Source organism: Streptomyces sp. NPDC096205 (assembly GCF_044763135.1).
In the GTDB taxonomy this organism is placed as follows: domain Bacteria; phylum Actinomycetota; class Actinomycetes; order Streptomycetales; family Streptomycetaceae; genus Streptomyces.
Genome location: NZ_JBIWFS010000003.1, coordinates 362260 through 376187 on the forward strand (window position 1 = coordinate 362260; position 13928 = coordinate 376187).

Annotated in this window: 10 protein-coding genes and 1 tRNA gene; 6 read left to right on the forward strand and 5 right to left on the reverse strand. The window is 71.7% G+C overall.

Going from position 1 to position 13928, the window contains the following annotated elements; genetic code table 11:
• The first annotated feature begins 42 nt into the window (after positions 1-42).
• Positions 43-1023 carry an NAD(P)H-quinone oxidoreductase gene (locus ACIQ6Y_RS13965; protein ID WP_404037161.1) on the forward strand — a complete coding sequence of 327 codons (981 nt, stop codon included), beginning with the start codon at positions 43-45 and terminating at the stop codon, positions 1021-1023.
• 16 nt (positions 1024-1039) lie between these two features.
• On the opposite strand, the gene ACIQ6Y_RS13970 is transcribed toward ACIQ6Y_RS13965, so the two are convergent.
• Positions 1040-1393 (reverse strand): hypothetical protein, encoded by a 354-nt coding sequence (locus ACIQ6Y_RS13970; protein WP_404037164.1) that lies wholly within the window; start codon positions 1391-1393, stop codon positions 1040-1042.
• A 692-nt stretch (positions 1394-2085) separates the two neighbouring features.
• On the opposite strand from ACIQ6Y_RS13970, the gene ACIQ6Y_RS13975 reads away from it, so the two are divergent.
• On the forward strand, positions 2086-2625 hold the full coding sequence (locus tag ACIQ6Y_RS13975; protein WP_404037168.1) for a bacterial proteasome activator family protein: 540 nt from the start codon (positions 2086-2088) through the stop codon (positions 2623-2625).
• Between the two features lie 99 nt (positions 2626-2724).
• Here ACIQ6Y_RS13975 and ACIQ6Y_RS13980 read toward each other — a convergent pair whose 3' ends face one another.
• Positions 2725-4374 carry a protein kinase gene (locus ACIQ6Y_RS13980; RefSeq protein ID WP_404037171.1) on the reverse strand — a complete coding sequence of 550 codons (1650 nt, stop codon included), beginning with the start codon at positions 4372-4374 and terminating at the stop codon, positions 2725-2727.
• 342 nt (positions 4375-4716) lie between these two features.
• Between ACIQ6Y_RS13980 and ACIQ6Y_RS13985 the strand changes: the two genes are divergently transcribed.
• The 4 genes from ACIQ6Y_RS13985 (at position 4717) to ACIQ6Y_RS14000 (ending at position 10364) form a co-directional block, all read left to right on the forward strand.
• Positions 4717-6360: a protein kinase gene (locus ACIQ6Y_RS13985; RefSeq protein ID WP_404037174.1), complete on the forward strand. Its 1644-nt coding sequence runs from the start codon at positions 4717-4719 to the stop codon at positions 6358-6360.
• Positions 6361-6737: 377 nt separating this feature from the next.
• Positions 6738-7925 carry a pyruvate dehydrogenase (acetyl-transferring) E1 component subunit alpha gene (gene pdhA / locus ACIQ6Y_RS13990; protein ID WP_404037177.1) on the forward strand — a complete coding sequence of 396 codons (1188 nt, stop codon included), beginning with the start codon at positions 6738-6740 and terminating at the stop codon, positions 7923-7925.
• A 2-nt stretch (positions 7926-7927) separates the two neighbouring features.
• Positions 7928-8908, forward strand: a complete 981-nt coding sequence (locus ACIQ6Y_RS13995) for an alpha-ketoacid dehydrogenase subunit beta (RefSeq protein ID WP_404037179.1) — start codon at positions 7928-7930, stop codon at positions 8906-8908.
• A 10-nt stretch (positions 8909-8918) separates the two neighbouring features.
• Complete coding sequence (locus ACIQ6Y_RS14000) at positions 8919-10364, forward strand: dihydrolipoamide acetyltransferase family protein (RefSeq protein ID WP_404037182.1); 1446 nt, start codon at positions 8919-8921, stop codon at positions 10362-10364.
• Here the strand turns inward: ACIQ6Y_RS14000 and ACIQ6Y_RS14005 are convergent.
• The 3 genes from ACIQ6Y_RS14005 to ACIQ6Y_RS14015 form a co-directional block, all read right to left on the reverse strand.
• Positions 10351-12702 (reverse strand): hypothetical protein, encoded by a 2352-nt coding sequence (locus ACIQ6Y_RS14005; protein WP_404037185.1) that lies wholly within the window; start codon positions 12700-12702, stop codon positions 10351-10353. The genes ACIQ6Y_RS14000 and ACIQ6Y_RS14005 overlap by 14 nt on opposite strands.
• Positions 12703-12704: 2 nt before the next feature.
• A tRNA-Gly gene (locus ACIQ6Y_RS14010) sits at positions 12705-12776 on the reverse strand.
• A gap of 130 nt (positions 12777-12906) precedes the next feature.
• Positions 12907-13803 (reverse strand): D-alanyl-D-alanine carboxypeptidase family protein, encoded by an 897-nt coding sequence (locus tag ACIQ6Y_RS14015; protein WP_404037187.1) that lies wholly within the window; start codon positions 13801-13803, stop codon positions 12907-12909.
• Positions 13804-13928: the final 125 nt, after the last annotated feature.

The window sequence follows — 13928 nt, forward strand, 5'->3', positions numbered from 1 at the left end:
GATTTCGAAAGGGCCCGGCCCGCGCGCGGTAGCGTCCGTTTCATGTATGCGATCACGATTCCCGAACCTGGTGGGCCCGAGGCGCTGGTGTGGGACGAGGTCCCCGACCCGGTGCCCGGTCCGGGCGAGGTGCTGGTCGAGGTGGCGGCCACCGCCGTCAACCGGGCCGACATCCTGCAGCGGCAGGGCTTCTACGACCCGCCGCCGGGCACCTCCGCCTACCCCGGCCTGGAGTGCTCCGGGCGGATCGCCGCGCTCGGCCCCGGCGTGTCCGGCTGGAGCGTCGGCGACGAGGTGTGCGCGCTGCTCGCGGGCGGCGGCTACGCCGAGAAGGTCGCCGTCCCGGCGGGCCAGCTGCTTCCCGTGCCCAAGGGCGTCACCCTCACCCGGGCGGCCGCGCTGCCCGAGGTGGTCTGCACGGTCTGGTCGAACGTCTTCATGATCTCCCACCTGCGCCCCGGCGAGACCCTGCTGGTGCACGGCGGCTCCAGCGGCATCGGCACCATGGCCATCCAGCTCGCCAAGGCCGTCGGCGCCAAGGTCGCCGTCACGGCGGGCAGCGCGGAGAAACTGGAGCGCTGCGCGGAACTGGGCGCGGACATCCTGGTCAACTACCGCGAGCAGGACTTCGTCGCCGAGGTCCACAAGGCCACCGACGGCGCCGGCGCGGACGTCATCCTGGACAACATGGGCGCCAAGTACCTGGACCGCAACATCCAGGCCCTCGCCCTCAGCGGCCGTCTGGCGATCATCGGCATGCAGGGCGGAGTCAAGGGCGAGCTCAACATCGGCGCCCTGATGCGCAAGCGCGCCGCCGTCACCGCGACCTCGCTGCGCGCCCGGCCGCTGGAGGAGAAGGCCACCGTCGTCGCCGCCGTACGCGAGCATGTCTGGCCCCTGCTGGACGCCGGTCATGTCCGGCCGGTCGTCGACAGCGAGGTGCCCCTGAGCGACGCGGCCGCCGGGCATCGCCGGGTGGAGGAGAGCGGCCACGTGGGCAAGGTGCTGCTGGTCACGCCGTAGCCGGGTGGTACGGCGTCTAACCCCGTCTCAGTCGCAGGCCGACGAAGGCGAGGGCCAGACCGAGGCCGATGAGCACCATGCCGCTGCCGAGGGGCAGGACGTGCAGCATCGGCTCGGCGGGCGTGCCGGCCTGCGGCGCGACGGGCCGCGGCGAGGCGTTCTGAGGGGCGGAGGGGGAGACCGGGTCGGCGTCGGGGAGTCCTTCTTCCCGGCGTCCGCTCCCGGGGTCCTCAGGGGTGCCGACCGGGTCCTCGGGGTCGGCCTCTTCGCTGTCCGCCGAGGCTTCCCCGCGCCCGGCGGTCCCGGCGGTCTCGGCACCCTCGGTGGGCTGTCCGCCCTCGTCCTCGTCGTCCGGCTCGCGTGCCGTCACCTCCGGGCGCCTTCCGGGCCGCTCCCGCCCCTCCCCGGCCCGGCTCCCGGCCCGGGACGGCTCGGGGGAGGGCTCGGCGGACGGGTCGGCCGAATGCCTGGCGGAGGGCTTGGCGGACTCCGGGGGAGAGACGGGCCGCGCGGCACCGGGCCCATGGGCACGGCCCGAGCCTTCGTCGGAGGGCGTGGGCGAGAGGGAATGGGAAGAGGGGCCCTCGAGGCGGCCCCTGGCATGGGGCGACCCATGCGGAGCAGGCGCCCCCGACGCGCCGGCGACGGGAGAGCGCACAGCCACCACCGACCCCTCCGCAGCGGCACCAAAGGAAGCCGCAGCAGCAGGAACCACCGCGGCGGCCGGAACCACGGCGGCGGCCGGAACCACGGCGGCGGCCGGAACTACGGCGGCGGCCGGAACCACCGCAGCAGCAGGAACCACCGCGACCGCCGGAACCACCGCGACCGCCGGAACCACCACCCCCGCCAGCAGCGCGACGGGCACGGCGACCCGCCCCCGCGTCACCCACATCCAACGACTCACACCCCCACCCTCACACCACCCCGCATTCCCGGCATTCCGGACTCCGCCAGTCCGCTGAACGGCTCCCGGCAGAATCCGCCGCCCCGGAAACGGTGGATCACCCCCCGCCGGGGGCACCACGATGATGAGCTTTTCGGGTGCGAGAGAATGGCGGCATGGAGATGCCGAGGAACGAACGGTCGCCGGAGAACCCTCAGATCCTGGTCGTGGGCCAGGACGGCATGGCGCTCAGTGGCGGCAATGGGGACGAGGACTCCCGCGAGATCCCGGTGACGGAGCAGGTCGAACAGCCTGCGAAGGTCATGCGGATCGGCAGCATGATCAAGCAGCTGCTCGAAGAGGTGCGGGTGGCCCCTCTGGACGAGGCGAGCCGGGTCCGGCTCAAGGAGATCCACGCCAGCTCGGTCAAGGAGCTGGAGGACGGCCTCGCCCCGGAGCTGGTCGAGGAGTTGGAGCGGCTGTCCCTGCCCTTCACCGACGACGCGACTCCGACCGACGCGGAACTGCGGATCGCCCAAGCCCAGTTGGTCGGCTGGCTGGAGGGCCTCTTCCACGGCATCCAGACCACCCTGTTCGCCCAGCAGATGGCGGCGCGGGCCCAGTTGGAGCAGATGCGCCGCGCCCTGCCGCCGGGTGTCGGCCACGAGGGCGACGAGCACCACGCGGGCGGCCGCTCGGGCGGTCCGTACCTCTGACAGCACCCGCACCTGCCTTCACGACAAGGGCCCGGCCGCATGATGCGCGGCCGGGCCCTTCGAGGATGGACGCTTGATGTCGCGTCACCTCACCTCACGTCACTCGATCGGATTGCCCGTCGAGACGTTCAGCTGGATCTCGCCCGGGTCCTTCGGGTCGACGTCCGTGCCCGGTGCCGGGAACTGCTGCAGGACCGTGCCGTCGCCCCAGGTGTTGTTGTCGACGTCCTTCTTCGACAGGGACCAGTTCGCCGCCGCAAGGCATTCCCGGACCGAGTCGAGATCCTTGAACCGGAAGTCGGGGAGCTTGACCTTGTCCGGGTCGTTGTAGGACTCCGTGGGCTCGGTGCACTCGGTCGTCTCGATCGTGCGCGAGTGGTCCGGCGGCCGGTAGCCCGGCTTCTCGGAGGACGAGGCCGAGGTGCTGGGGTCGCCGCCCTTGCCCTCGTCGCCCTTGTCCCCGCCGCTCAGCGTCAGCGCGGCGATCAGCCCGCCGACGGCGACGACCGCGACCACGATCGAGCCGATGATCACCGGCCGGTTGCTCTTGCGGCCCCCGCCCGGCGCGGGCGCCTGCTGCGGGGTGATGTTGTACGGCGGCGGCGTCGCGGTGCCCGGCTGCGGGGCGTACCCGGAGGTCGCGTGCGGCTGCTGGTAGCCGCCCTGGTGCGGATAGCCGTACGCCGGGGAGGGCGCGGGCGTGGGCGCCGGGGTGCTGTACGGGTTCGGCGGCGGCGTCGGCTGGTACGGCGTCTGCACCGGGCCCGTGGGCGCCGGGGCGGCCTGGTCGACGGGCGGGAACACCGCGGAGCCCACGCCCGCGCCACTGCCCGTCGGCGCGCCGGCCACGATGTTCGGCGCGGCCGGCTGGAAGGAGGCCGCGACCCGCAGGCACTCGTCGCGCATGGCGACGGCCGTCGGGAAACGCTCGTTCGGGTTCTTCTTCAGCGCGCGGGCGATCAGCGCGTCCACGGCCGGCGGCAGCGAGCGGTTGACGGAGGAGGCCGCCACCGGCTCCTCCTGTACGTGCGCGTACGCGATGGCCAGCGGCGAGTCCGCCTCGAACGGCAGCCGCCCGGTGACCAGTTGGAACAGCATGATGCCGACCGAGTACAGGTCGGAGCGGGCGTCCACGCCCCGGCCCAGGGCCTGTTCGGGCGAAAGGTACTGCGGGGTGCCGACGACCATGCCGGTCTGGGTCATCGAGGTGACGCCGGACTGCATGGCACGCGCGATGCCGAAGTCCATCACCTTGACCACGCCGCGCTTGGTCATCATCACGTTGCCCGGCTTGATGTCCCGGTGGACCAGCCCCATCTCGTGGCTGATCTCCAGCGCCGCGAGCACGTCCGCGGTGATCTTCAGCGCCTTGTCGGCGGGCATCGCGCCGTACTGCCGTACGTCCTCGTCGAGCACCGAACCGAGCGGGCGGCCCTCGATGTACTCCATGACGATGTACGGCGTCGTCATGCCGTCGACGTCGTCCTCGCCGGTGTCGAAGACGGAGACGATGTTGGTGTGGGTGAGCTTGGCCACGGCCTGCGCCTCGCGGCGGAACCGCTCGCGGAAGGCTGCCTCGCGGCCCAGCTCGGTGTGCAGCGTCTTGATCGCGACCTGACGGTCGAGGACACTGTCGTACGCGAGGTGCACGGCTGCCATGCCGCCCTGGCCGAGCAGGTCACGCAGTTGGTAGCGGCCGCCGGCGAGAGCGCGCGCCGAATAGCGGTCCTGTGCGCCGTCCTGGCTCATCGTCTTGCGTCCCCCATAGGCGCCGGCAACAGCGGCTGCTGTGCTCCCGCGTGATCGAAAAGAGTTATTCCCGGCCAAGTCTGCCCCAGGGCACTGACACGTCAAGCTCGGTGCCCGTTCCGTGACCGTACGCGAAAGAAGCGTCGCGGAAGCGTTACAGCGGGCGTACGGGCGGTACACAGGATTTGCGCCGCGGTCTGAAACCACGGTTTGATGGCCGGTCCGGCTCCTGGCCGTGGCGGCGCCATCTCGGACCGGCGGATCGCACGGAGGCTGTAGCGTGGCCGACGGAGACCGTAACAACACCGCGCGCACCGCGGGCAGAAACGACGGCGAGGACTGATGGCACAGCAGCAGCGCGCTCAGGGTCCGTCCGAACCCGAGGCGACTGGCGGCGGCATGTCGGACGCGCCGGAGTCCTGGGGCAACGGAGGGCTTGTCGGGGACGGCCGGTACCGGCTGACCCGCCGGCTCGGCCGGGGCGGCATGGCAGAGGTGTTCGCCGCCGAGGACGTGCGCCTGGGCCGCACCGTCGCCGTCAAGCTGCTGCGCCCCGACCTCGCCGAGGACCCGGTCTCCAAGGCCCGCTTCACGCGCGAGGCCCAGTCGGTCGCCGGGCTCAACCACCACGCCATCGTCGCCGTGTACGACTCCGGCGAGGACCACATGGCCGGCCAGTCGGTGCCGTACATCGTGATGGAGCTGGTCGAAGGCCGCACGATCCGCGACCTGTTGCTCAACGCCGAGGCGCCGGGCCCCGAGCAGGCCCTGATCATCGTCTCGGGCGTGCTGGAGGCGCTGGCCTACTCGCACCAGCACGGCATCGTGCACCGCGACATCAAACCCGCCAATGTCATCATCACCAACAACGGCGCCGTGAAGGTGATGGACTTCGGCATCGCGCGCGCCCTGCACGGCGCGTCGACAACGATGACGCAGACCGGCATGGTCATGGGCACCCCGCAGTACCTCTCCCCGGAGCAGGCCCTCGGCAAGGCCGTCGACCACCGCTCCGACCTGTACGCGACCGGCTGCCTGCTCTACGAACTCCTCGCGCTGCGCCCGCCGTTCGTCGGCGAGACCCCGCTGTCGGTGGTCTACCAGCACGTCCAGGACATCCCGGTGCCGCCGTCGGAGGTCTCCGACGCCTCGCCGCCGGAGCTGGACGGCCTGGCGATGCGCGCGCTCGCCAAGGACCCCGACGACCGCTTCCAGACCGCCGAGGAGATGCGCGGTCTGGTGCAGTACGCCCTGCAGATGCTGTACGACCAGGGCGGCCACACCGGCACCTGGAACACCGGCCCGGTGACCGTGCACGACGGCGGTCACGGCGCGGCGATGGGCATGGCCGGTACGACCGTGCTGCCGCACTCGATGGACGGCGGCGCGGGCACCGCGCAGATCCCGCAGCCGATCCTGCCGCAGTACGGCCATGGCGACGACGGCGGTTTCGAGGGGCACGGCAACAAGGGCAGCGGCCGCGGCAAGCTGTTGATCCTCGCCGTCTTCGCGGTGATCGCGATCGCGGCGGGTGTCGCCCTTGCGCTGAACAACAACGGCGACAAGGGCGAGGAGCCCCGCCCGACGCCCACGCCGACCGTCACGCGGTCCAGCCAGGAGGAGACCGCCTCCGAGGAGCCGAGCGACGAGCCGACGCAGGAGCAGACGGAGGACACGCCGGAGGACAGCACCACCGGCGGTGGCGGTGGCGGCTGGGGAGACTACTCGCCGACGCCCACCCCGTCCTGGACGCCGTCCTCCACGCCGTCGGGCACGCCGAGCGGTGAGCCGACGGACACGGAGCCGACGGACACCCAGCCGACCGAGACGGGCGGCACCGACACGGGTGGCACGGAGACGGGCGGCGGCACCACTGATGGCGGCACCGACGCGGGTGGCACCACCGACGGTGGCACCGATGCCGGGGGCACCACTGAAGGCGGCGCGGACATCGGCGGCGCCAACGACGGCGGCGTCGTCGGTTAAAGCAAAGCCAAAGCAAAAGAAAGCGCATTAACGCGTCGCGCATTTATTACTGACCGGTTGGTTCAATGTCGCGAGGCTCTTCCCGTGACCTGGCCCACCGAGATAACGTGCCGTAGCTCCGGCCCCCTGCAAGGCTGTGACCAGGAGTTGTTCCCGACATTCGCGATTTACTTGGAAATCCAAGCAAAATCGCAGGTCAGGAAGGGTTTCACAGAAATGTGGAGCACTGGGTAACGTGCATTTTGCAGGGCGCTCGCCGGGGCACCTGTCACGCCTGTCCCCAAGAGCCGCACCCACCCCGTGCGTCCCCTGGGCCAGCAGGCGAGCCGCACTGGCACCCGGCGAACCCGGGTAGCCGGACCGACGGAGGAGCACACGTGAGCGTGGAGAGCACTGCCGCGCGCAAGCCGCGAGGCGGCGCCGCAAGCAAGGCCGGCACCACCGGCACCAAGCGCACCACCCGCACGAGCACCAAGAAGGGCACCGACCCTGAGCTCGTGCAGCTGCTGACGCCCGAGGGCGAGCGCGTCAAGAACGCCGAGTACGACGGCTACGTCGACGGCATCACCCCCGAGGAGCTCCGCGGCCTGTACCGCGACATGGTGCTCACCCGGCGCTTCGACGCCGAGGCCACCTCCCTGCAGCGCCAGGGCGAGCTGGGCCTGTGGGCCTCGCTGCTGGGCCAGGAGGCCGCCCAGATCGGCTCCGGCCGTGCCACCCGTGAGGACGACTACGTCTTCCCGACGTACCGCGAGCACGGCGTGGCCTGGTGCCGCGGGGTCGACCCGACCAACCTGCTCGGCATGTTCCGCGGCGTGAACAATGGCGGCTGGGACCCCAACAGCAACAACTTCCACCTGTACACGATCGTCATCGGCTCGCAGACGCTGCACGCCACCGGCTACGCCATGGGCATCGCCAAGGACGGCGCGGACTCGGCGGTCATCGCCTACTTCGGCGACGGCGCCTCCAGCCAGGGCGACGTCGCGGAGTCCTTCACCTTCGCCGCGGTCTACAACGCGCCGGTGGTGTTCTTCTGCCAGAACAACCAGTGGGCGATCTCCGAGCCCACCGAGAAGCAGACCCGCGTCCCGCTCTACCAGCGCGCGCAGGGCTACGGCTTCCCCGGTGTCCGGGTCGACGGCAACGACGTCCTGGCCTGCCTCGCGGTGACCAAGCAGGCGCTGGAGCGCGCCCGCAGCGGCGAGGGCCCGACCCTGGTCGAGGCCTTCACCTACCGCATGGGCGCCCACACCACCTCCGACGACCCCACCCGCTACCGCGGTGACGAGGAGCGTCAGGCCTGGGAGGCCAAGGACCCGATCCTGCGCCTTCGCCGCTATCTGGAGGCCGCAAACCACGCGGACGAGGGATTCTTCGCGGAACTGGAGGCCGAGTCCGAGGCGTTGGGCAGGCGAGTGCGTGAAGCGGTCCGTGCCATGCCGGACCCGGACCACTTCGCCATCTTCGAGAACGTGTACGCGGACGGGCACGCGCTCGTCGACGAGGAACGCGCCCAGTTCGCCGCCTACCAGGCGTCGTTCGCGGACGTAGAGGGGGTCTGATCATGGCAGCGGAAAAGATGGCTCTGGCCAAGGCGATCAACGAATCGCTGCGCCGCGCCCTGGACGCCGACCCGAAGGTCCTCGTCATGGGCGAGGACGTCGGCAAGCTCGGCGGTGTGTTCCGGGTGACCGACGGCCTGCAGAAGGACTTCGGCGAGTCCCGCGTCATCGACACCCCGCTCGCGGAGTCCGGCATCGTCGGCACCGCGATCGGCCTCGCCCTGCGCGGCTACCGCCCGGTGGTGGAGATCCAGTTCGACGGCTTCGTCTTCCCGGCCTACGACCAGATCGTCACGCAGCTCGCGAAGATGCACGCCCGCTCGCTCGGCAAGGTCAAGCTGCCGGTCGTCGTGCGCATCCCCTACGGCGGTGGCATCGGCGCGGTCGAGCACCACTCCGAGTCGCCCGAGGCGCTGTTCGCGCACGTGGCGGGCCTGAAGATCGTCTCCCCGTCGAACGCCTCCGACGCGTACTGGATGATGCAGCAGGCCATCCAGAGCGACGACCCGGTGATCTTCTTCGAGCCCAAGCGGCGCTACTGGGACAAGGCCGAGGTCAACACCGAGGCGATCCCCGGCCCGCTGCACAAGGCGCAGGTGGTGCGCGAGGGCACCGACCTGACCCTCGCCGCGTACGGCCCGATGGTGAAGACCTGCCTGGAGGTCGCCGCCGCGGCCGCCGAGGAGGGGCGGAACCTGGAGGTCCTGGACCTGCGCTCGGTCTCGCCGCTCGACTTCGACTCCATCCAGGCCTCGGTCGAGAAGACCCGCCGTCTGGTCGTGGTCCACGAGGCGCCGGTGTTCTTCGGCTCCGGCGCGGAGATCGCCGCCCGGATCACCGAGCGCTGCTTCTACCACCTGGAGGCCCCGGTGCTCCGGGTCGGCGGCTACCACGCCCCGTACCCGCCGGCGCGCCTGGAGGAGGAGTACCTGCCGGGCCTGGACCGGGTGCTCGACGCCGTCGACCGTGCCCTGGCGTACTGAGGAGAGGGTCGTGACGACGATGACTGAAGCGTCCGTACGCGAGTTCAAGATGCCGGACGTGGGCGAGGGCCTCACCGAGGCCGAGATCCTCAAGTGGTACGTCCAGCCCGGTGACACCGTCACCGACGGCCAGGTGGTGTGCGAGGTCGAGACCGCCAAGGCGGCCGTCGAACTGCCCATCCCCTACGACGGTGTGGTGCGCTCCCTGCACTTCCCGGAGGGCACCACGGTCGACGTGGGCACGTCCATCATCGCGGTGGACGTCTCGGGCGGAGCCGCGCCCGAGTCCGCGCCCGCGCAGACGCCGGTCGAGCAGCCGGCGCCGGCTGCCGCGGAGGCCGTCGCGGAGGAGCCCGAGCCGCAGGGCCGTCAGCCGGTCCTCGTCGGCTACGGCGTCGCCACCACCTCCACCAAGCGCCGCCCGCGCAAGGGCCCGGAGGTGCCGGCCCAGGCGTCCACGGCGATCCAGACCGAGCTCAACGGCCACGCCTCCGCGGCGCCGGCCGCCGCCCCGGCCCAGGCGGGCACGGACCGCCCGCTGGCCAAGCCGCCGGTGCGCAAGCTCGCCAAGGACCTCGGCGTCGACCTGGCCACGGTCACCCCGACCGGCCCGGACGGCATCATCACCCGCGAGGACGTCCACGCGGCGGCGGCCCCGGCCGCTGCGGCCCAGGCCCCCGCGCCGACGGCCGCCCCGGCCCCGGCGCCGGCCACCGCCCAGGCCGCCCCCGCGCCGGTGGCGACGTACGACACCGCGCGCGAGACGCGGATCCCGGTCAAGGGCGTCCGCAAGGCGACGGCCGCGGCGATGGTCGGCTCGGCGTTCACCGCGCCGCATGTCACCGAGTTCGTCACGGTCGACGTCACGCGCACGATGAAGCTCGTCGAGGAGCTGAAGCAGGACAAGGACATGCAGGGGCTGCGGGTCAACCCGCTGCTGCTGATCGCCAAGGCCCTGCTGGTCGCCATCAAGCGCAACCCGGACGTCAACGCGTCCTGGGACGAGGCGAACCAGGAGATCGTGCTCAAGCACTACGTCAACCTGGGCATCGCCGCGGCCACCCCGCGCGGCCTGATCGTCCCGAACATCAAGGACGCGCACAGCAAGACGCTTCCGCAGCTCGCGGAGGCGCTCGGTGAGCTGGTGTCCACCGCGCGCGAGGGCAAGACCTCGCCCGCGGCGATGCAGGGCGGCACGGTGACGATCACCAACGTCGGCGTGTTCGGCGTCGACACCGGCACCCCGATCCTCAACCCGGGCGAGTCGGCGATCCTCGCGGTCGGCGCGATCAAGCTCCAGCCGTGGGTCCACAAGGGCAAGGTCAAGCCGCGTCAGGTCACCACCCTGGCGCTGTCCTTCGACCACCGCCTGGTCGACGGCGAGCTGGGCTCCAAGGTCCTCGCCGATGTGGCGGCGATCCTGGAGCAGCCCAAGCGGCTGATCACCTGGGCCTGACCGGCACGTCCGACGGAAGCACCGGGTCCGGCCGCAGCCAGTGGCCGCCGGTGCTCCAGCCCAGCAGCATCCGTCCCTCGCCCTCCCGGGCCGAACCGCCCTCCGCGACCTGACGGAGACCGGTGAGCGCCGGGGCGAGCCGGACGGCGACGTGCCACGGGTGGCGGGCCGTCTCCCCCGGCAGCCATGCCAGGGTGCGGGCCCGCCCGCCCGGGGTGCACAGCGACAACTGGAACAGCATCTGCCGCCAGGCGTAGGCGATGTCCTTGATCGTGCCCAGGGGCCGCGGGTTGTGGTGGACGCGCGCGGTCAGCCGGCACACCGTCACGAAGGACCGCCGGGCCAGCTCGTCCCAGCCCGCCTCGGGGGCGATCCCGACCCGGTGGACCAGGGTGGCCAGGTTGTGGGTCGTGAGGATCTGCGCCTGCTCGATCACCGTGCCGTTCGCGGCGACCCAGGAGCCGCTTCCCGAGCCGTTCTCTGCCCCAGGTGCGAGCTGCGCCGCCCGCCGCTCGCACAGTGCGGCGAACCCGGGTGACGTACGCGCCCCGTACGACCTCCCTGCCGCCTCACCGGCCTCGACGATCGCGAGGTTGCGCAGGGCCCGGTAGTCGATGGCGTAGTAGCGCTCGTAGAGGGAGCCGCCGCCCAACAGTTCGGCAGCCACGCGCGCGGCGCTGAGGAACTTCGGGGTGAAGGTGCCCATGAAGATGTCCGAGGCCAGCTCCTCCACCAGGGGCGCGCCGAGGTCCGCCTGCCGGGCGAGCACGGACAGCTCCCGCACCAGCGGGTTCGGCAGGATCGTGCCCGGGAACGCCTGCACGGCCAGCCCGCCCAACTGCCGCAGCGCGGCCGCGGCGACGTCACCGGCCTCCCCGTCGACGCGGTGCGCGGCGACGGCCCGCACCCACGGCAGCTCCTCCGCCCGCACCTGCCGCTCCAGGTTGAGCAGCAGCAGCGAGCGGCGACCACGGAAGGCCCGGTAGTGCGCGGCGGCCAGGGTGCGCAGCGCCGGGTCCGGATGGGCCTGCGCGGTGGCGGCGGCCACGAGCTGCGGCACGAACGTGGCCAGCACCTCCGCCGACGGCACGATGCCGCGCTCGACGAGCGTGCCGAGCGGTGCGCTCAGGGCGACCTCGACGGGCCGCCGTACGGCAGCCGGGATCGCGGCGCCGGCGGGCAGCCCGGTACGGGCCGCCTCGGGCCCGCTCACCTCCGCGAGGAACGGCCCGACCTCCGCGATGCCGTCCTGCGCGGGCAGCTCGGCCAGCCGGTCGTGCACCAGCCGGGCCAGCGCGTGGTGCGAGGGCAGCGCGGCGTGGGCGGCCTGCTCCCGGCGCAGGGCGGAGTGCCCCTCCGAGCCGGGCAGCCCGCGCCGCCGGACCATCGAGGTCAGGGCGTTCCCCAGCAGCCCGAGCCGCCGCGGACCGAGCTGCCGTCCGGCGACGACGTCCTCCAGCGCGCCGCGCAGGATGCCGAGGTTCTCCTTCGGGCTGCGGTGCTTGGTGCACAGGGTGTGGTCCCGGGCCAGGTCGCGGTAGCGGGCGAGGAGTGCGGCGGAACGGGCATGCCAGGCATGCCCAGGGCCGGGGTCAGGGATGCGGATCCAGCCGTCGTCGCCGGTCACCTCCAGCCAGTGCGTGAGCAGTTCGTCGCCGAAGGGCTGCCAGACGGCGAGGGCCTCGCGCTGGGTCTCCACGGCTGTGCGCGGCTGCCGCCGGGCCAGGGACGCGCGGGCCTCGGCGACGGTGGAGCGGTGGACGGCATCGGCGCCGGGCACCGCCCGCTCGGCGGGCCGCGGCGCGAACCGCAGCCGCCCCGCGAACGGCGCCAGCTCCTGTACGAGGTCCAGCGCGGCGTCGGTCTCCCCGGCGCGGACCAGCCAGGCGACGGTGAGCAGTGCCGCCTCCTCGGGCACGCCGATCTCGTAACGCCCGCTGTCGAGCAGGCCGTACAGCTCGGCGAGCCCGTCCTCGGAGAGGAAGTACGCGAACAGCTCCTGCCGGTCCTCGGGCACCCCGGCGCGCCGGGCGGTGGCGCTCTCATGGGCGAGCAGCGGGCCGCCCGCACTCGGCCGGCCGGTGGCGAAGCCGCCCCGGACGACCTCGGGCGTCACCCACGCGGGCAGCCCGGCGACGGGAGTGCGCGAACCGACCGACAGCAGGCCGCCTGCCATCCCGGTCAGCACGGCACGCCACTTCTGGCCGCGTTCCTCGGCGCGACGCCGGGTGTCGGGGTCCTCGTGGGTGGCCGCAGTCCGGAGCGCGGCGGCCAACTGGCCTGCCGCGTAGCCGGCGTTCACCTGGGCGGGATGCTGCTGCTCAGCGTCGTCGTTCATAGCCGACGTGGCGGGTGCTGCCCCCGCGCCCTCCGGGTAGGAAGCCCGGCGCTCTGCTGCTGAGCTACACGTCGATGGGTTCGACGGTAGGGGTGGGCGAGAAGTCGTACAAATGGATTTCGAAAAGCGGCGGCCTGGTTTCACGTGGAACAGGGCCCGCCGTGTCCAGCACGGCGGGCCCTGTGAGGTGTAGCTGTGTGACCGTCAGGCCTGCTTGGCGAAGCCGTAGTTGAGCAGCTTCGTCGCGTCCGACTGGCGGGTCGTGGCGTTGGTGGACGCCAGGACGACGCCGTAGACCGTCTTGCCGCTGCGAGTGGCGGAGAAGGCGAGGCAGTAGCCGGCCTCGGGGCCGGAGCCGGTCTTCACGCCGGTGGCGCCGCTGTAGGAGCTGAGCAGCGGGTTGGTGTTGGTCCAGGGCGCCATCGTGCGGATGGTGCCCGTGCTGGTGACCGTCTTGGCCGTGTACGACTTGGTCTTGACGATCGAGCGGAACGTGTAGCCCGTCATCGCGCTGCGGGCGAGCTTGGTGAGGTCGCGCGGCGTCGAGTAGTTGGAGCCGTTGCTGATGCCGTCGAACGAGTCGAAGTGCGTGTTCGTCATGCCCAGGTTCTTCGCCGTGGTGTTCATCTTGGAGATGAACGAGCTCACGCGCGCGGCACGCGTGGTGCCGGTGCCGAACTTGTCGGCCAGCGCGTAGGCGGCGTCGCAGCCCGAGGGCAGCATCAGACCGTAGAGCAGCTGACGGACGGTGACCTTGTCGCCGACGATGAGGTGCGCCTGCGAGGCGTTCCTCGACACGACGTAGTCGCTGTACGCCTTCTGGATCGTGACCTTGGCGTCCAGGTTCAGGTTCGGCTGCGACAGCACGACCTTCGCCGTCATGATCTTCGTCGTGGAGCCGGTGGAGCGCTTGACGTCGGCGCTCTTGGTGTAGAGCGTTCTGCCGCTTCCGTCGCTGACGTAGGCGCCCTTGGCGTACACCGTCGGCACCGTGAGTGCCTGTGCGGGGGCGGCGGCGACCGCGCCGGCGGTGAGCATGGCGCCGGTCGTGAGGCCGACCGTGATCGCCTTGCGGATCCGGGCGCCCGAAATGCTAGTCATCAAGAGGATTACCCCGAATGGTTGGTTAAGTCTCTTTTGATGCAGCCGAGTTGAGAGGGGGCAACAGGGCCGCACAGGGGAGACTCACGAGATCGGGGAATGGTTGCGCTCCGACTTTCCCGGAT